This window comes from Mucilaginibacter sp. 22184, assembly GCF_052045695.1.
Lineage (GTDB): Bacteria > Bacteroidota > Bacteroidia > Sphingobacteriales > Sphingobacteriaceae > Mucilaginibacter.
Genome location: NZ_JBQEPI010000016.1, coordinates 33,865 through 53,948, shown reverse-complemented (window position 1 = coordinate 53,948; position 20,084 = coordinate 33,865). Strand labels below are relative to the sequence as shown.

14 protein-coding genes are annotated in these 20,084 nt (G+C 46.2%); all 14 read right to left on the bottom strand.

What is annotated here, in order from left to right; translation table 11 throughout:
• Nucleotides 1-14: 14 nt before the first annotated feature.
• Entirely contained in the window at nt 15-1,925 is a 1,911-nt protein-coding gene (locus ACTJKG_RS26710; RefSeq protein WP_440740915.1) for a TlpA family protein disulfide reductase, read from the bottom strand.
• A 228-nt stretch (nt 1,926-2,153) separates the two neighbouring features.
• Nucleotides 2,154-3,023, bottom strand: coding sequence for an NmrA family NAD(P)-binding protein (locus ACTJKG_RS26705; RefSeq protein WP_440740914.1), 870 nt, complete (start codon nt 3,021-3,023; stop codon nt 2,154-2,156).
• Nucleotides 3,024-3,204: 181 nt separating this feature from the next.
• Entirely contained in the window at nt 3,205-3,792 is a 588-nt protein-coding gene (locus ACTJKG_RS26700; protein WP_440740913.1) for a TetR/AcrR family transcriptional regulator, read from the bottom strand.
• A 241-nt stretch (nt 3,793-4,033) separates the two neighbouring features.
• On the bottom strand, nt 4,034-6,313 hold the full coding sequence (locus tag ACTJKG_RS26695) for a glycoside hydrolase family 3 N-terminal domain-containing protein (protein WP_440740912.1): 2,280 nt from the start codon (nt 6,311-6,313) through the stop codon (nt 4,034-4,036).
• A 4-nt stretch (nt 6,314-6,317) separates the two neighbouring features.
• Nucleotides 6,318-7,922: a glycoside hydrolase family 43 protein gene (locus ACTJKG_RS26690; protein WP_440740911.1), complete on the bottom strand. Its 1,605-nt coding sequence runs from the start codon at nt 7,920-7,922 to the stop codon at nt 6,318-6,320.
• Between the two features lie 245 nt (nt 7,923-8,167).
• Nucleotides 8,168-8,911: a DUF3823 domain-containing protein gene (locus ACTJKG_RS26685; protein WP_440740910.1), complete on the bottom strand. Its 744-nt coding sequence runs from the start codon at nt 8,909-8,911 to the stop codon at nt 8,168-8,170.
• Nucleotides 8,912-8,930: 19 nt separating this feature from the next.
• A complete protein-coding gene (locus ACTJKG_RS26680) occupies nt 8,931-10,730 on the bottom strand; it encodes a RagB/SusD family nutrient uptake outer membrane protein (protein WP_440740909.1) in 1,800 nt (599 codons plus the stop codon).
• A 34-nt stretch (nt 10,731-10,764) separates the two neighbouring features.
• Entirely contained in the window at nt 10,765-14,148 is a 3,384-nt protein-coding gene (locus ACTJKG_RS26675; RefSeq protein ID WP_440740908.1) for a TonB-dependent receptor, read from the bottom strand.
• 261 nt (nt 14,149-14,409) lie between these two features.
• Nucleotides 14,410-15,531 carry a FecR family protein gene (locus ACTJKG_RS26670; RefSeq protein ID WP_440740907.1) on the bottom strand — a complete coding sequence of 374 codons (1,122 nt, stop codon included), beginning with the start codon at nt 15,529-15,531 and terminating at the stop codon, nt 14,410-14,412.
• Nucleotides 15,532-15,763: 232 nt separating this feature from the next.
• Nucleotides 15,764-16,315 (bottom strand): RNA polymerase sigma factor, encoded by a 552-nt coding sequence (locus tag ACTJKG_RS26665; protein WP_440740906.1) that lies wholly within the window; start codon nt 16,313-16,315, stop codon nt 15,764-15,766.
• Nucleotides 16,316-16,737: 422 nt separating this feature from the next.
• On the bottom strand, nt 16,738-17,631 hold the full coding sequence (locus tag ACTJKG_RS26660) for a hypothetical protein (protein WP_440740905.1): 894 nt from the start codon (nt 17,629-17,631) through the stop codon (nt 16,738-16,740).
• An 11-nt stretch (nt 17,632-17,642) separates the two neighbouring features.
• On the bottom strand, nt 17,643-18,719 hold the full coding sequence (locus ACTJKG_RS26655; protein ID WP_440740904.1) for a type I restriction endonuclease: 1,077 nt from the start codon (nt 18,717-18,719) through the stop codon (nt 17,643-17,645).
• Between the two features lie 119 nt (nt 18,720-18,838).
• On the bottom strand, nt 18,839-19,384 hold the full coding sequence (locus ACTJKG_RS26650) for a hypothetical protein (RefSeq protein WP_440740903.1): 546 nt from the start codon (nt 19,382-19,384) through the stop codon (nt 18,839-18,841).
• A gap of 80 nt (nt 19,385-19,464) precedes the next feature.
• Nucleotides 19,465-20,022: a hypothetical protein gene (locus ACTJKG_RS26645; protein ID WP_440740902.1), complete on the bottom strand. Its 558-nt coding sequence runs from the start codon at nt 20,020-20,022 to the stop codon at nt 19,465-19,467.
• Between the last annotated feature and the right edge of the window lie 62 nt (nt 20,023-20,084).

Genomic DNA, 20,084 nt, shown 5'->3' with positions numbered 1-20,084 from the left:
GTGCCTTGACATCACTACCTATTGCTATCAACCATGGTGATCATGTCTGAAAGCTCCTCCAGCAATTCCGCCGACGTTCCATTGAAACCCGTCGTTTTGAACCTGATATTCCCGTTTCTGTCGATGATCAATTTTGTTGGCACGCTGTCGACACCATAGAGACTTCGTACTTTTGATAAGCGGCCATCCTTTCCTTTTTCGTCAAATAAAAGCTGGAAGGCGTACTTATTTTCGTCAATGAATTTGGCCGCTTCCTGTATATAATGGTCACCGGTTTCCCAGGTATCGATAAATAAAAAAACAATGTCCTTATGGTCCCGATACTTATTGAGCGCCATTTGCATCCCGGGAAATGATGCTTTACAAGGCGCGCACCAGGTTGCCCAAAAATCAAGGATCACCATTTTGCCCTTTAAATCCGACAAGTTAACCCGCATTCCATACTGATCTTTTAAACAAAAACCGGGTGCGGGTATGTCCAGCATTTTTTTGGCCAATGCCTGCATTTTCTGTTTTTTTGCTGTATGGAGAAGACTGTCGAGATATGGTCCGTATCCAACTTCGTTGTGATTTATTTGGATATAGGCCTCTTTTAACTCATCTTCCAATTGCCACGAGCTAACATTTGTTCTGATCATCTTTTCGATGACGGCTTTCGTGGTATCATATCTCCCAAGCTTATTCAGCATCATCGCGTAATGCTCCGTAACGCCCAGGACCGGCGCATGCTGACCATAGGTATATACCTGCCCTTGGTAGTTTAAAGCCTCTGCCCATTTGCCCCGCTTGAAAAGTATAAGGGCATAGGTGTCCATACAGTCAAAATAAGTATCCCGATTCAATTCCTTTTGCATGTCCGGGCTTAAGAACATTTGAGGGCTGGGTTTGCTTTGCAAGCTATCCAAAAGCGTTAAGGTTTGTCTGGACAGCCGCTCCGCATCATTTAACCTGTAACTATCTTTTAGCCAATCGGTCAGCACCGCGTTTACCGCTTCCGGCATACCGGATTTGTCTTTCATTTTCCACAAGGCGGATGCAAACTCCGTCAAACGGCGGGCCTGTAGATACGCCGTAGCTAATTGGCCCAGCAACCGATCCGCCTCCGCAGCGGAATCCCGTTCTCCGGGGAAATATTTCGACGTGAGTAGCTGATACAACGAGTCCTTTCGTAGTACATCCGCAGTATGGGAAAAATTGGCCTCCAATTCCGTTCTAACCAACTTTCCCCTTGGAAATCTTATTTTAATTACCCGCGCTAAGGAATCTGCCTTTTTTGTTTTTTTAGCATGCTGAAAATAATCAAGAGCATTGATCAGATCGTGCTCATTCGAGCTTTTTGATAAGGCCGCGGCTATGCGGTTACCGAGCTGCTGGTCCGCGGCCGTAGCATAATATAAGGTCAGCAAATACAAAGACTCATACTCGCGTTCCAGCGAAGGATATCTCGCAAACTCCTTTTTGTAAAGCGCCGCAGCGTCGGTCATATTTTTTTTTATACCAAACATATCGGCGGCCAGACCGACCATGTAGGCCTTATTCGCGAAAGCGCCCCGCGCCGGCAGGTGATTTTTATACACCAGGTAGACGTAGCCCATTTGGTTATTATCATCCAGCAGATCCCCATTACGCAACTTAATACCAAAGGCCTTCGCCCCATCGGGTATCTTAAAACCGCCTTTTAGCCATCTCCCTTCAACCCTTAAGTCAATATCTGCTACCGGGTATTTATCGTTATCAAAAAAGTATACGCTTGCTTTTACAGCTTTGCCCTGCAAAACCGTACCGGCCGGATCGTAGGTCAGCGCAACATAGCTACCCGCCAGTGGCGTGTGGTCTGAAAGGTTTACATGAGGCCCTGCCTGTCCGAATGAAGCAAATGCCCGGATAAGCAGGAGCGCCATTAGTAAAAATTTGTATTTGTTCATCTGGATAAATTATGTTGATGACGCAAAACTATAGAAACCAACAGCGCTCAATGTTAATCAGCAAAGGTTTAGTGTTAACGAGTGTTAACTCCCTGATGAATCAGGTTGAGGCCCGTTTCTATCCATTTTCTAAGAAGTATACCGCAGCTGTAATACGTTGATCAGACCATGGATCAAGGATAAACGATGTATGGAGATACCGGGGAAGCAAATGGCCGGCCTTACCGGTTAAGCCTCGAAAGCCGCGCGGTTTTTACCTATAAATTCGGCCAGCTTCATTGGATCCTTACCGGTGATGGTTCGTATGCGATCATTCATATGGGGGCCCGCAAAAAGATGATCACTGATCACGTGCGCAACGTGATTTTTAAAGTGGTCAGATTCGCCCAGTCCAATAATATCGGCCATTTCCTGAATACTCACTTGTTCGTAAACTATATTTTTTCCCAAGGCACGGGAGAAAATTTCTCCTATTTCCGTGTAGGTCAATTCCTCTGGGCCAAAAAGCTGGTAAGCCTTTCCCACATGTTGTTCTGGTTCATCTAAAATAGCTACAATTGTACGAGCCAAATCCTCCCCGGCTACCGGCGCGTGCCGCGCGCGCTCAGGAAAAGCCATTTGCAATTTGCCTGCTTTGATGGCGGCTGACACATATAAAAACCATTCTGAAAAGAAAGTTGCCCGCAGATGCACGGTGGGAATACCTGACCAGTTGAAGGTTTCCTCGGATAAAAAATGACGTATGGTCGCAGGGCTTTTAACTGTGGACGCCACTTGTTTTTGGGACAAATTGACGATCAATTCCGCACCGGCTTCCTTCGCGGCCTGCGCGAACATGACGGTAGCATCTAATAAATTAGGGCTCAGCGGATAACAAAAATACCCTCTTTTAATACCTTTCCAGGCTGCCCGGACATCTTCCATATCATGTAAGTCTCCCACAAATATTTCCGCCCCAAGCACCTTTAAGCTTGTGGATCGTTCATCCTCTTTATGCACAAAAGCCCGTACTGGGTAACCTTTTTGCATTAATAGTTCTACCGTCGGCGCGCCTGTCGCACCCGTTGCGCCCGTAACCAATATGGTTTGCTTTTCCATGATTTTTAATTTATATATGATCTCTGATATCGTTTTGTATGTCATTTTCCATTATCCTTTCCATCTAAAATATACCGAAAAAGTATATTTTAGATGAAAAAATTGGGGTTTACCGTGCCTCTTTCATTCGTGACCGAACAATTTATAAAATATACTTTTAGTATATTTTATGATAAAAAAATTAACTGCTGTACCTATGGAGTTCATTCTTTAAACCATCGATTAATACCCGCATGGGTGCCTCATTATCCATGGCGCGACATATCACCATCCCGCCCTCTATGGAAGCGTACATCCTAAATGCAAAGGCTTCCGGATCAAGCATGGAAGAAAACTCTCCATCCTTAATACCATCCCGCAAAATAGAAGCGAAATATTCTTGCGAATCCAATAAACGCTCGCGGACCTTCGACTTTATGCAGGCATTATTATCATCAGCTTCCACGGCCAAATTAAAAATGGGGCATCCTCCTTTGATATAGGTTTCCAGCGGCCTGGTATTGAAATCCAGGTAGGCAAAGATTTTCTCTTTCGCGGTTTTTCCTTTGCTGATGGCCTGGTCCGTACCAAAAGTTATTTTCGCTAACAAATAGTCCGTGACCTGAGTCGATAAATCATCCTTGTTTTTAAAGTGACTGTAAATCGCACCCTTGGTTAATTTCGTAGCCTCCAAAATATCATCTACGTTGGTTCCCGCAACTCCTTTTTCGTTGTATATAGGAGCAGCCTGCTCAATGATGAATTTTTTTGTTCTCTCCGCCTTTGTCATAATTCCTTTTGCTTTGGCACAACAAAAATATACCAAAAAGTATATTTTACAAAATTAATAGACGCCTTGGCGCTTTATTGATTTTTACATGACAAAACGCTATAATTTCCGGGTTACTCCGCCAGTTCATCAACCATACCTTCTATCAGATAACTGATGCTGCAAACGAAGCAGCGCGCACTGCTTCGTTTGCAGCAAGACCAGTGATCCGTTTGTTACCGGCATCAATGAAGTAGCCGTATTACAGGGAACGCACGTCAACGATTTTTTTGAAAATGATGTTTTCCGCAGAACTTCCAACCTCGATCTCAAATTTCCCGGGTTCAATCGTATAATTCATTTTTTCATCGTAGACACCAAGCTCATCAACCGGGACACGCAGCACAACCTTAGCCGTCTGCCCTGATTTAATCAGCACTTTTTGAAACGCCTTGAGCTGCTGAACTGGTGTCGCTACCGAACTCACCAGATCTTTCACATAAAGCTGTACAACCTCTTTCCCATCCCGGTCCCCGCTGTTTTTTAGCCGGACTTCAACAGCAATGGTATCCTTCTCCGTTAATACAGAATCTCTTGCTGTACATCCCAGGTAGCTGAAGTTGGTGTAACTGAGTCCATAGCCAAACCCCCAAAGCGGGTCCGGGTGGTCAAAAATATAATGCCCTTTTGGCTTATCCAGGCTTCCCGGACTGTCAAATGGTTCGTTCCTGTCTGTCGCCAAATGGTTGTAATAACTGGGTGTATTGCCCGTACTCCCTGGGAAGGAAATATTTAGCCTGCCCGATGGGTTAACCGCACCGGTCAGTATATCGGCGAGCGTTCGACCCTGTTTTTCGCCCCCATACCATTGCACGAGCACGGCGTCCGCATGCGCTTTTACCCAGGGCATCGCCAATGGCTTTCCGGCAATAAATACAACTATTAACGGCTTTCCTGTCGCCTTGATCGCTTTTAGCAAGTCCTCCTGAACCCCCGGAAGCTCCAGAGCACTAAGATCGAACCCTTCTCCGGAAGTAGAATATTGAGGGCTTCTCCCCAGAAATGTACTTCGCGTCCCTATGGCCACAATGGCCAAATCGCTTTCGGACACGGTTTTGACGGCCCGGGCGATGCCTGATTTATCCTGACTCCACCAGTCGCAACCTGGCTCGTATTTCAGCGCGCCCCGGTTGCCCACGACCTCTTTAAGACCTTGTAACAAAGTAGTTCCCTCCTTCGTATCGCGGCTGGTCCAGGCGTAATCACCAAATACCGTCTGATCGGCATTTGGCCCAATAACCGCGATAGACCGGTACTTTGATAAATTAAGGGGTAGAATCCGGTTATCGTTCTTGAGCAAGATAGCGCTCTCATCGGCCACTTCCTTCGCCAGCGCGATATGTTTCGCACTGCGAACCACCGCGCTTACTTTTTTTGGCTCACCGTAGGGATGATCAAACAAGCCCAATTGAAATTTGACGGTCAAAATACGGCGCACCGCCAGATCGATATATTTTATATCCAGATTTCCGTTTTTAACCGATTCCTCCAGCGTCTCATAAGCCCCGTCAACATCCAGATCAACACCCGCCCGCAGCGACTTGATAGCCGCTTCTTCCCGCGAACTTACCGCATGGTGAAACGTTTGTAACCGCTCCACCGAACCCCAGTCTGAATAAACATATCCCTTGAAACCAAGCTCCCCGCGCAGGATATCCGTCATATAATAAGAAGAGCCGCTTACGGCAATACCATCATAGGAACTATAACAGGACATTACAGCCAAGGGGTTTGTGTGGGCAATCACCTGCCTAAAGGGATACAGATACAAGCTGCGCATGTCCCGTTCACCACCACTGACATTAGCGCAATTTAGGCCTCCGGATGGTGAGCCATGCGCGACAAAATGCTTTGGCGTACAGGTGATGTTAAAAGACTGGTATCCACCGACAAAGGCCGTTCCCATTTGCGCGATCAGGTAAGGATCCTCGCCGAAGGTTTCCTCTACCCGCCCCCAACGCAGTTCCCGCGCAATGTCCAGAACCGGTGACAATATCTGATGAATGCCGATCACCCGGGCCTCTTCACCCGCCGCGGTGGTCATTCTTTTGATCAAATCAGGATTAAAGGTGCTTCCTTGTGCCAGCCCGTGCGGAAAGATCGTACAATTATTTTGCAGGATACCTTCGATGCCTTCCACCGCCGTCAGCAGCGGTATGCCCAGTCTCGTCTTTTGCAGCATGTAGCGCTGCAATTCCTGGTACATATTTGCGCAATCCTGCGCGTTCATACTCATCTCGTGCGTACAGCCGAAACTCTCTCCCTTAAAAATGCGGTCTATTTCCTCCGTCTTCCCTGCGGCCCGGTTTTCCAACTGTTCCATTTTTTCCCGCAGCGTCATGCGCTTTAATAAATCTTCTACGCGGGCGGCAACAGGCGCGTTCGGATTTTTGTATAGCAGCGTGTCCTTGTTTAGTGTGACTGCTGCATTCCCCGCGAACACGATCAGGGATAAAACGATAACGGTAAATGTTTTTTTCATTTTCTTATGGGGTTTGTAGAACTTGCGGCTCGGGAGAGGTCCCGTCGTAGACGTAATGAAACCAATCGAATAAGGCCGTACCTCCGGCACTTGCGGTGTTATAGGAGAAAAGCGCTGGCCGGACCGCCTTCCAGAAATTATAGCCGGACAGTTTACACGCTTCCCCTAATTGATGATACGCCTGACCATTCACACGATAAAAAAGTAAGGTATTGCCATCCAGGTCGATCTTTAGCTGTAAAAAAATGTTCTCCTTGTCCAAAATTCCTCCCTTTGTCACTTTGCCCATATTATCCGCGTAAATGACTGTTCCACTGTCGGTTTTTAAAACACCGATCTCATGAACGTAATTACCCGTCAATGCCAGGCCTGCCCGCTGCCCCACTGTCATTTTAGCAATGTTCAACTTAACCGTAACCATCCCCCGTCTCCCCATTAACTTTTGTGTCAGGGTATTTCGGGCATGCTTATGATCGGCCGCGTTCATGGCGGTTAAAGCGAGGTAACCTTTCTGCCCGGTAAGCGACCAATGGTCGTTTACCGGGTTGTGGTTCCATTGCCATTGAAGCCCCAGGGACGCGGCATTAAACTCATCGGAAGTCTGTAGATAAACGGCTTTCCGCCGGCCATTTACTTTTGGTTTTTGATAAACATCAACCGGTTCGCCAATACCGTTACCGTCATTGTCCACACCCATAACCGGCCAGTCTTTTACCCATCTAACCGGTTCAAGATGAGTTACCCGTCCGATAGCGCCGGCGTCCTGGAAGTGAACAAACCAGGATTCACCCGATGGCAACTCCACCAGGCCGCCCTGATGGGGGCCGTTAATCCTGGTTTTGCCCTGTTCGAGTACAATTTTACGTTCATAGGGCCCGTAGATACTTTTCGACCTTAGGGCCGTTTCATAACCAGTCCCTACCCCACCTTCAGGTATGATCAGATAATAGTTATCATGACGTTTATAGAACTTCGTGCCCTCCGCGACCGGACCTTCATAAACGGTTTTGCCCGAATCCAGCAATCGCGTTCCGTCAGGGCTCATCCGGTGAACGATAATGGGACCCGCCCCCAGGCGGCTGTGTCCTAAATACGCCTGTCCGTCCTCATCCCAAAAAGGACACGGATCTTCCCATCCTTTTATCTGTTTTACATGGACAAGCGGGGCCCAGGGACCCGCCGGATTTGTGGCAGTGGACATATACAACCCCTCGTCCGGTGTACAGAAATAGATATAAAATGTACCATTATGATAACGTAATGCCGGCGCCCAGCTACCCGCACCATACTTGTCCATCGTGTTGTATTTATCATCGATATCGAGGCGGTGATAAACCTGGCCGATAATATGCCAGTTCACCAGGTCGGTTGACTGCAGTACGGGCATACCCATAAAGTGAAACTCCGAACAAACCATGTAAAAACTTTCCCCTACCCGAATGACATCTGGATCAGAATAATCAGCATTGATAACCGGGTTTTTATAGGTGCCATCCAATTGGTCTCCCCAGCGACCGCGCTGTAACGTCACCCGTTGTGCAAAAATGAACTGTGTAAAACCCAGTAGGATAATACCAACTAAAATGCCTCTTCTTTTTGCTTTATTCATAAAATTATTTTCCAAAATGCCAGCTTCCTGTTTCTCCGCAACAAAACGCGGATCGTTTTAAAAGCACGATCAATACCAGCCGGTTCGGCCTGATCAGTAAGCCATCAAAATATACCGGGTTACTTTGCCCGCGATTTTTTAAAGGACGCCTCCCTTCAAGGCGCCCTTAACCAAAGCCGTTATGTTCTTTTAGCGTAAACGCATTGTTGTTTTATTACCGGTTAGATCTGTTTAGTATTTCCCTGTTAATTCGCCCTGGTTTGCACCTGATAGACTTTGGAGTAATTCCAGTAATTCTGGGGATTTTTTCCTGCTGCCAACCCGCCGGCCCGAAGGTAATAAGTAGTATTGGCCTGAAGTTTGGTAAAAACTCTGGTGAAAGAAGCATCTCCGGACAGTCCGGTGTGATCGTCACGATAGGTGCTGTTATCCACGGGATTAAAATTAGACCCATACCATGAAAAACGGTTTACCCCTGCCGATGGACTAAGCCAAGCCGCCGCTTCCGTAACACTTTGAAGTGGATCGTTCCCTTTTACCTGGTAGCTTATCGTTATTGACGCGTTCGTAACGGCCGTTATTTGCATCGTCACCTTTACAAAAGGCGCCACTTTAAAATCATGTCTGGTCTGACCGTCAACCACCAATACCGCGGTATCCGCGTAAAAGGCACCGACAGGTATCGCTTTGTAAGTACCGGCGAAAATTGAATTATTGGTATAAGTACCGTTTTGACTGTATGATGTTCCCTGGGCGCTGGAGGCTGTTGCGCTATAGTGTTGTTGATAAACATTCAAAACCCCGTCCGGGTAATTAAAGCCAAAAGCATTGGTATTATTGGTCGTCGGTACCGTATCATTGGTGCTCACATCCAGCAACGCGCCCGAAATAGAGGCGTTGGGCGGGCTATAATTATCTATTTTAGAGCAGCTGTAAAACAACAGGCTTGTGAGGATGATTACCGCACCTATTTTTATATTGTTGATCATCTGATTTAATTTTTATGAATTAATAACCTGGATTTTGTTTTAAATAGCTATCAGCCCCGCCGGTGCCAATAGAAAAATAATACGTAGATGGAATGAAAGTCCGTGTAGGCCTGTTCGGTACCTGTACGATCCTGAATATATAGGACATGTTGGCAGGGCTGGTATTATCTTTCCAAACCAGGTACGGGAATAAGGCGTGGAGCGGCGTATTGTTAAACACCTTATCCGCAATATGCCATCTGCGAAGGTCCCAATACCGCTGGTTCTCAAAAGCCATCTCCACCGTACGTTCATGTCTAACCTGATCCCGGGTAACAGCGCTTAACAGCCTGATGCCGGCACGGCTACGTATCTGATTGATGGCGGTGAGCGCATCGCTCGTATTACCCAATTCTATAGCGGCTTCGGCGAAATTAAGCAGTACCTCTCCGTACCTGAAAATGATACCCGTGGCCGAGCTCTTGTTCAGATTAGGGACAAAAGTGGAAGATTCTGTAAGGAATTTTTTCATGAAGAAACCCGTCTTGGTAGATTCGTTGGAAACCGTTGGTCCGTCCTTACCATTAAAGGTGATGGCGTTAGCTCCTGTACCGTAGGTCTTACTCAGATCCTCGTTAATCAGGGTATCCGTTCCGACTACGATCCCTCTCCGTAGTTCTATATAGCCGCCTTTGGGGTCGCCGTTGGCGTGCCACTCCGCGTTAGGATATAAAATAGAGGCGAAAAAACGGGGGTCTTTACCGGCAAACAGGTCCGCGGGATTTTTATAGGGAATGGGGTTCCCGTTCGCGTCATTGACTTTCAATTTCCCGGGGCTGCCGTCGGTATACTCAAACTGCTCGACCAATTCCACTGTTGGATTCGTATAGTTACCCCAGTCTACTTTGAAGCTTTGGGGTTCATTGAAAAAATCGAGGCTGTATGCGTTATTCGGCAGCGTATATGCCTTGGCAAAAATAATTTCCCTATTATTTGTAGCATCGGTACCATTAAACAATTGCTGGAAGTTCGCCGCCGGATCGGCATTGCCCTGATAAAGCCCAAATGCCCCCGATTGTATAATAGCCTGTCCCGCGTCATGGGCTTTCTGCCAATAATCCGTGGCTGCCGAGGCCGGGATACCTACCAGACCATTGATTTGAACAGATCCATATTCGGCCTCTGAGGCGGCATATAACATCGCTCTGCACTTTAAAGCATAAGCCGTATACTTGGTTGCCCGGAATTTATCAGAGCCATCGCCGTAAGCCGGACTTAACACATTGATCACCGAATCCAACTGGCCACCTACAAAATCATATACCTGTTGTTCCGTGCTTCTGGGTACCTGCAAATTGTCAACCCCGGGTACCAGTACCTTGGTAATGATGGGGACCCCGCCATAGCGCTTCACCATGCCGAAATACATATAGGCGCGCAGGAACTTCGCTTCCGCCAGATATCTTGTCCGCAAGTCCTGCGTAATATTGGCACCGGGAACTTTAGCTATAAAATCATTCAAATCCTTCATCAGTCCATAGTCCCACCAGCCAAACCCGCCTGAAACGTTGTTGGAAACATTGGCCCAGGGAAAAGTGCCGATGGATTCATCTGTCCAGGTACCCGTATAATTGGGCGGGAATCCTTCTGAGTAAGTTTGATCCTCGAAGTTTGATCCGATCCTGCTGTAAAAAGAAGCCATCAGCGCATAAACAGCACTGGGCGTAGAGTAAGCCGCGGTCCCCGATATAATGGTTGTTGGCTGCAGATTTACAAAATCCTTTTTGCAGGATGAAATCACCAACGCGAGTAAACATAAAATATAGTGTAGCTTTTTCATAGCTTATCGTTTTAACTTTAGAATTATGAGCGAACTAAAAGGTCAAATTCAGACCCAGCGAGAATACCTTTTGTATGGGATAAAAGCTCCCCCTACCATTGCCAGCCAGGTTTTCCGGATCAAGATATTTCACACCCGTTAAAATAAACAGGTTCTGACCGGAGAAATAAAATCTGGCACTGCCGATGCCTGTACCCTGAAGGAGGCTTTTCGAAAGGCTATATCCCAAATCCAACGTCTTCAACCGCAGATAGGTGCCGCTTTTGGTCCAGAAGGTAGACGATTGGTTGTTATTGTTCGAGCCGCCAACAATCGTGCTCGGGTATTTTCCCGGCACCCAGGGGCTGCTCGGATCAAATATGTTTTCATGATGCCACCGGTCTGTGAAAAACTGAAATGTATTTGATCCGTTAAATAGCGGATCCTGCAGTTCAGCAGCATAATTTACGTCAAATTCAGACGCGCCCGCAAAGAGTACCGAAAGATCAAATCCCTTGTAAGCAAGCGTCGTATTCAAGCCGTACTGCAACTGCGGAAAAGTTCCCCTGCTGATAGCTGTCTGATCGTCGCCGTTGATAACACCATCACCGTTGATATCTTTGTACCGGATGTCACCTGGCCTGAGGGTTAAGTTTCCTTCGCCATCCTGGATCGGGGCGGAATTAATTTGTTGCTGATTTTGAAACTGCCCGATAGCGATATATCCGCGTCCCAAATTGGCATTCCGATAGGCAGAACCACCGGTATAATTGCTCCATGCGCTTCCGGCAGGAGGATTGACCTGAAAGCCATTCCGGGTACGGCTATAGGCCACATTGGGCGACAGCGTCAATCCAAAATCACCAAACCTCTTGTTAAAGCTTAACTGCAATTCAAAACCCCGGGTATTATCCTGGTTAAGATTGGCTTGTGGCGGGTTGATGCCGGTTACCGACGGATAGGTCACCTGTACGGTAGCGGGAAGACCGGTTCTTTTCCGGTAGAAAACATTGAATTCCCCGGTAATCATGCCCTTCCACATCCCCCACTCCAGTCCGCCATTATACAGCGTTCCCACCAACCAGGTTAAATTAGGATTGGCATAGCTGCCGACTTGCAGCCCATTGGTAGGCGCGCCGGTAGTAAACAGGTAACTCCCACTTGGATAATTATAGCCTGAGATATAATTAAAACCATTAAAATTGGCATCATCCGGCGTACGCGCCCAGGATAGCTTCAATTTCAAATTGGATATAAACGGAACCTTGAAGAAGTTTTCCTTGCTGATCACCCAACCGGCCGATACTTCGGGAAAAAAGCCCCCGCCATTCGGAAACTTCCAGGAATAATCATATCGGCCACCAAATTCCGCCAGGTATTTCGCTTTATAATCGTAATTGATACGGGCGGCATAGCCCATATAGGCCGTTTGGCTAAACGGGTTATTCACGTTGATCGTCTGATTGAGGATATCCCCGAGTTGTAATTGATCCAAGGCATCAAGAGAGAAATTACGCTGGACGGAATAGCCGTCCGAATTGGTTTTTGTCTTTTGCAACAGCAATAATCCGGTCACATGGTGGTCCGCACCAAACGTATGATCATATTTCAACGACAATTGAAGGTCAGAAGGAATTCCTCCCTGGTAATTGTATTGATTTAAAGTAGACGGGGAGTTTGCCGTAGAAACAACATTATACGCCCCGGTGGATGGCGAATAATTGTATAAGGAGTACTGCTTCAGCCAGGTTTTGGAATTCGTATTATCATACTCATAGTTATAGTTAAGACTTGCGGTAAGCCCATCAACATAGGGTATTTGGTATTCTATTGTTCCTGACGCGTTTAAAACGGCCTTGCTGTTATTATAATAGCCTGCCTGGGTGCTTGCCGTGGCCAACGGATTTACCCCAATGACATTGGTCGCGCCAAAATAATTGGTGTTATTGTTCGCGTAAGGCGTATATATGGGATACGACCTGATGATAGCCGAAACCACGCTCGTGCCGCCGCCGCCATCGGTAATGCCCGGTCCCGGAGGTGCAAGGGTATTCTCCAATCTGCCACTGACATTAAAGGACGCCTTTAGTCGCTTGCTGATTTTGAAATCTACGTTACTCCTAAAGTTATATCGTTTAAATGTAGAGGTATTGCTGCGCAGCAAACCGTCCTGGTCCAGGAATCCGCCGGAAATAAAATATTTTGTCGCGTCCGTTCCACCTCTTATACTCAGGCTGGCGTTTGTCAGCGGCGCATAGTTTTTAAAGATCAGCTTATGCCAATCTGTACTCTGATAACCCGGGGCGGTCCCCGCTATCCATTTTTGAACGTCCTCCTGGCTGTAGGGCAATGATGGCAATGGTCCGTTGGGATTTTGGGCCGAGGCGATATTGATCGCGGCCTCGTCGCTCAGTTCCACAAACTGTCCCGCGTTCAACAGCTTGGGATAGGCGACCGCGTTTCCCTGCAATCCCCTGTAGATATCCAGCGACAACACCGGCGCGCCGGTTTTACCATGTTTTGTGGTAACAATGATCGCGCCGTTCGCGGCCTTAAAGCCGTACATGGCAGCCGCACCGTCTTTCAATACCGTGATGGATTCTATATCATTGGGATTCAGCTGGGAAATATCCGTCGCGACGCCATCCACGATGGTCAGCGCGCTCCCAAATCCCCTGATATTAACGGATGCGCCATCGGAGCCCGGCTGACCGCTTGTTTGTTGAAATTGTAAACCGGGTAATCTTCCCTGCAAGGCATTATTGACATTGGTCACCGGCGATTTGGCAACTTCTTCACCAGTGACTTGTGTAACAGCGCCGGTTAAAGTCGCTTTCTTTTGTTTGCCATAAGCGACGACCACAACTTCACTTAATTCAGCCAGCTTAGGAACCAGTTTTATCGTCACCTTTGCCGAAGCCTGTATCTCCTGGCTGTCGTAGCCCACAAAAGAGACCAGCAGCACAGCCCTTTCTTCAACATTCCGAAGGGAAAACTGCCCGTTACTATCCGTTGAAGTACTGATCTGCGTGCCTTTGATGACTACCGTTACGCCGGGCAGGCTTTTTCCGTTTTCATCCAGCACAAGTCCCTGCACATCGATTTTAGCCGGGATCGTACTTGTCCGGGTGGGGTTATTGACCTTATCCTTCTTTTCGATCACCACCGTGTTTTCATATATATTGAAATCAAGCGGTTGGCCGGAGAGGCTTTTTTTCATCACCTCTTGCAAGGGGGTGTTTTTAAAATCTATGTCAATCGTAACGTTCGTGTTTACCTGGTCATATTGATAGAACACATTATAACCTGTTTGCCGTCTAACTTCTTTAAATAACTGTTTGAGTGTTATGTGATGGTCTTTCAGGGTCACATTCTGCGCATAGGAAACAGCGCTTGCCTGCATGATGACTGTAAACAAAAATAGGGCCGTAAGCTTCATAACCCGCAGGATTGGTCGTATGCATTGTTGCAGCCGATGAGAAATAATAGCATAGTAAAAGCTAGTATAGTTTTTATACATTTGGGAGTTGGTTTAATTCTTAAAATGTAGTCCGAAATCTCTTTTTAGGATACCGACTTTAAATCAGGGGAGCGGGAACTCTCCTGATTTTTTTTATGCGGTAACCAATTGTTCTGGGGTTACTGTTTTTTTCTTTTCTTCATCTCTTTTGGTTAATTTAATAATTGGTTTATCTGTGGTTTATTGGGTCACGATGATTTTCCGGCCTTCGAGCTTAAAATGAGCGGCGCGTGTCAGCTCCAGGGTTTTAAGGACGGAGGAAACATGAGCAAAACGGGATACGGTGCCGCCGAAAAATTTATTTTTAACCGAGGGATTCTCGTAAACGATATCAACATCATACCATCTGGAAACCCTCCGGAGTATACTTTCCAGGTTATCGCCATCAAACGAGAAATAATTGTTTTTCCAGGCCAGAATGTCGTCGACATTGACCGTATGCAAAACCATATCATGGTGACCTGCAAACTGCTCGGCTTGCTGACCTGGTTTTAAGATCGCTTCCTGTTCAGGGCTACTCACTTTGATACTTCCCTCGACCAAGGTCGTTTTGATGGAAGCTTCGTCATCATAAGCGTTGATATTGAACATGGTACCGATGTCTTCGATGGTCTGTTGTTTCACTTTAACTTTAAAAGGTTGTGCCGCATGATGGGTTACTTCAAAATAAACCTCACCGGTAACCTTGACTAAACGTTCTTTTCCCTTAAAAGTCGTCGGAAAAGTGATGGTGGATGCCGCATCCAGCCATACCCTGGTGCCATCAGCCAGGATTAAAGGATATGGGGATTGTTGTCCCCTTGCCGTAGAAAGTGTATTATAGACCACCTCGTCTGCAGCATTATCGTTACCAGCTGCTGTATAGGAAATCGCCTTCCCATTGTCAACTTTTACAACCGTATTGCCCTGTTGCGCGAGTGTGCCATTCAAATGACTGGTAAGTGTAATTTTCCGCCCATTAGCTAAGGTTAACGTAGCCTGATTGCTACCCGGCGCGATATCCGTCGTTTTTGCCAGGCTGCCCGGTGTCGCCGGTTTCCTGATCGCTATGAAATATAGCCCTACTATTAAAATGACGGATGCCGCTACCGCCGCGATGCGCAGGGTTAGTACGCTGCCCCCGCGGTTCGGCGGCAAAGCGTTCCAGATCTCGGTCTTTAGTCTTTCATAATTGGGCTCCGGAAGCGTATCCTCCATAGATGCGGATGAGCGAAGGTACCAGTTTTCTACAATGGCTTTTTCTTCTGGGGTACAATTACCCTGCAGATATTTTTGCAGTAATTCTTCTTCGTTATTGCTCATAAACGACCCGGTGTCTTATTGGTTATGATGTATAACGACAAACCAACCGGGAGGTAGTAGATTAAAATAAAAAAAAATCAAATCATTAACCAATCACCTCATCTGATGATCGTTACGATATCATTTATTTCTTGTTCGCGGTTATAAATTTTCTCCGTCATTTTAAAGATCTGCGGAGGCAAGTTAAAAGGGTAACTTTCGCAACCTTATGAGGTCAGGCAAATGGTCAAATCTATTTGATGAGTAATTTGCCCCTTAATATCTGGAGGGCATTGCTGATTTGCTTTTTAACGGTATTGCTTGAAATGGCCAATTGTTCCGCGATTTCTTTATGACCAAGATGCTCGTTGCGGCTAAGTTCAAACACCGCACGCATTTTTGCCGGTAAGGCAGCCACCTCTTTCTCAATTTCAACAGCGAGTTGCCTTTCCCTGATCAGGCTGTCCGTAATAAAATCCGCTGACTCCTTCATGTCTTTCAGGGACTCCATGAATTTGCCTTTTACTTTCTTGTTTTTTAAATGATCAAGTACCTTGTTACGAACAGCGATATAAAGAAAGGCTCCTAAGGGAGGAGCGATACCCGCGTCGTTTGTTTTTATCCAAAGCATGGTGAAAATTTCCTGGACAATGTCCTGCGCTTCGGTATCGTCCTGGAGCATTTTCCGGCAATGCCGAAACAATATCGGCCAATATCGGTCATAAATTACCCTATAGGCTTGCTTTTCGCCGGACTGAAGCCGCTGTAAAAGTTCGTCATCCCCCAAATGGGTTAAATTGTCCATCGCCCCGAAAAATCAACTAGGTGGTTTATAGAAAGAACAATATTAATTAATTTTAGATCTATCGACCAAAATTATTCAAAATAATGGGCTTGCAGCAATGATTGTCAAAACCGATACGGAATAGAACGCACAATATTAACCCCTATAGATGAAACCATTTCCCTATCTGACAAAACACAAAAACAGGCTTTATCCCCATTATTTTTTGCAGACACCGCAAGTTAAACCTTCTTTCGCACAACGCTTGCAGTATTTGCAATCCTTACAAGCCTTGCATGGACTCTACCCTTTACAGGTCAGTCAATTACAAAATAAATCACTCATTTTTTGATGAACAATCATATTCAATACATCATCATTCAACGGCCGCAATTGATTTCAAATCATCAGTTACTCGGGAAGATAGTTTGACAACGGCTCAGTCAATGGCCATTCAAAAGAAGCTGCGCCTTTTTTTTTCGGACAACGGTATTCAAAATAAAATCGCTCAATGGTTTCAATGTCAAATCCCGGTACACCGGATGGACACCGCCCCCAGTAAAGAACTCATACTCGTCCTTTCTTTTGGTATACCACACTTTTCCCAGTGAGTAAGTTGTCAAAGTATCGTAACGGAGGACCATTTGGAAGTCGTTAAATTTAACACGATCATACGGAATGACCGAAGGGTCTCCGGGAAAAGCATCGCAGGCCACCTTCTCGTACTGCCTCCCGTTCCAGCGTATACATTTTTCCTTGATCATAGATAGATAAATCCCCCCTAAGCCGATGACTAGCACCAAAGAACCCGATAACCATATGACATACCAGGGATCGGTCAATTTCCGCGGACCTGTTTTCTTTTCTTTTGGCGGCTCCACTATCATATCCTCTTGCATTCCAATATTATCATCTCCAACAGCGGTCGGGATATCCTCCGGTTCAACCGGACCGGCTATGTCAATGGGAACCGGGTATAGCCTCAGGTACTCCTGGTATGGCCTGGGTGAAAAATCGGTTAACCAGGCTAATAATTCTATTTGCCTTTCTCCGGGTTCAGCGACTTCTCCGTTTAAAAGATTACTAAGTGCTCTAAAACTATTAACGCCTCCCCTTCTTATCACCCGTGCATATTCAGTATAGTCTTCACGTTGCTGAAAAAATGAAGCCAGTAGCTTTTCGTCAGATCCTTTGAAACGGCTTTCACAAGCATTAACCGCTTCCCGCCGCAGATTCGCCGCCGTTGGATGCGTCAATTCATGCGAAAGACTGCAAGCGGTCTTTCGTTCTTCATAATCCCGGAGTACCGCGGCACGGTATTCATTAAACCGATACATCGTACTAAGATTTAAACTTTAGCCTTTTCCAGTCTCGCTACGGCAGCCAGCAAAGCCTCTGTGTGCTGATAGATCCCATCCAGGGATTGCAGCTCATATTTCACCTCTTTCTTCGCCTCATCCAGTACGACCAGGTATTCCTTAGCACCACCCAAATACAAACGACAGATCGTTTTACGGTTATTATCATCCAATAGGATCGCAAAATAAGACTGCGCATCCCGGTAGGTGACCCGCTTCGCCTCAACATGCTGACGCAGCAAAGATTTCACAATATAAAAACCTTCCAGTTCCTCTTCAGTCGTTACGATATTCGAGGCCGGCTCCGTCGCCATAGCCCCCTCCAGTTTACCCGCTTCCGCCACCTCGATCTGCTTTTCCTGGTTAAGGGCGGACTTTAGCCGCTCATTGATCGCATCGCTGATCAATACGAAAAAAGAGCGTTTGATGATCGGCCCGAACTGTTCTTTGACCTTAGCGGTCAGCACACCCGCATATACCTGCTTGGTAAAGAAAGAAACAAAATGATCCGAAGGCGCCAGCATTTCCTTATTCAATAAGTTCTTCAGCTCGTTCAGGTATTTCAGTTCGCTGGCCGTATTCGTAATACTTTCTATATCAAAATATGACTTATGAAACTTCTTCAGTTCCACGATCTCCGTTTCCTTGATCTCCGTGATCGTAAACTCAAAGAAGGGCGAACTGTCCATCTTGTTCTTTTCATCGAGGTCCGTATAAAAACGATAAGTCAATCCATTGGTCAACAAGCCGAACTTCGCCTTGGTCGTATGGAAATAACGGAACAGTTGCGAATTGTGCGGGTCCAGCTTCTCCAGGTGATGCTTGCATTCGATCAGAATCGTAGGTTCCCCATCCTTCATGATCGCGTAATCGACCTTCTCCCCTTTTTTGATACCGATATCCGCGATAAATTCCGGGTTGACCTCAAAAGGGTTAAACACTTCATAGCCCAAAACCTGTATGAAAGGCATGATGAGCGCGTTTTTGGTTGCCTCTTCCGTTTTCAGCTGGGGTAACAGCTTTTCGACACGCCCCGCCAATTGTAATATTTGATCTTTAAAATCCATAATGATAGTGATATAGGTTCAACGCAACTGATAAAATTCAGCCACGGGTTTAAATGCAGATAACGTGGTTGTCAAAATAGGCCTCATTCCAATGCCCCCTGTTATCCGTACGCTTGTTCTTATTTCCTTAAATCTTCAATTTTTGCCCTGGCCTCTCCGAAAGCACTTTCAATGACCGTCCTGTCTTTGATAAACAAAGTATTGTCCGTGCCATACTTTTCCAGTTTCACATACCAGGTGCTTTTTCCCTTTTCAACATAATAGCCAAGCTGAAAACCATCGGTGGTGACGAACTTATTTTCCAGGTAGTCCGGATTGCCTGCGATATCCTTTTCAATCTCCTGTGTCAGGGTTTTCAATGCTTTGATGACCTCCAACAAATCGGTATATTCGATCGAAGCCGTCGTATTGCTATATTGACCTTTCTTCTCGATCTGATAAAAATAAAGCGTCTCCGCGCCGCTCATTAACTTCCTGACCCTGGTCTCCGCGTTTGTATAGGCGGTTTTCAGGTCAGGCAACCGGAAATCCACAAACTTGGATATCGTCCCCGTTTTGGAAGAGAACTTCTCCATTTTGGTTTCAAAGACCTTCGTCTCTTTTTTGACTTCCTGGGACCAGGCAGCAGTTGAAATAAAACCGCATAATACAAGGGCCAGGATCATTTTAACAGATGACAATTTCATGGTTGTGACAAATTTTGTTTTAGGATATTTGATAGACTGTTTTCAGAAAGTGATACGATTTAGAATCCATATAAACTTTTACGCTTGACGCTGGCGGCGACACTGTACGTTTTAATAGCGGCGTTGATTTCCGTACTCATCTCCGTTTTACCATTGTACATCAGGTACTCCACCTTGTTGTTATCATTGACGACGCCCACCAACTCCATAACAGGGATCTGTGTGGAATGCAGAATGAATCCAAACTCATCAATAAACTGAATCGTCAGTGTTCCGTTGAGCGAGTAGTTTTCCCGGAGGTCATTGAGCTCTGATACCCTTAAGTTATAGTAAAGAAAATTACCCCGGTACAAGGCCTTGAGCGAGGTTGATGCGCCCGGCTTGACAAAGCTCAGGGTACTTACCCCCAAATCCCTTTGTTTGGGTTTAGAGACTTCGAACTTCTTGATGTCCCGGGCAGCCAGGTCCCCTATTTCCCGGAGCTCGTTATCAATTACCTTATAGATCTTATGCCCGTGAATAAAAGTATTTTCAGCAATCTGCGTATCACGACCGGCACAAGAAGCCAGTAACAGGATACCTACGAGGTAAATAACTGATCGGGTATACTTTATCATGATGAATTTAGATTAAGGTAACACCTCAAAAGTATCGAGTCCGGAGATACATTTTTTACGGG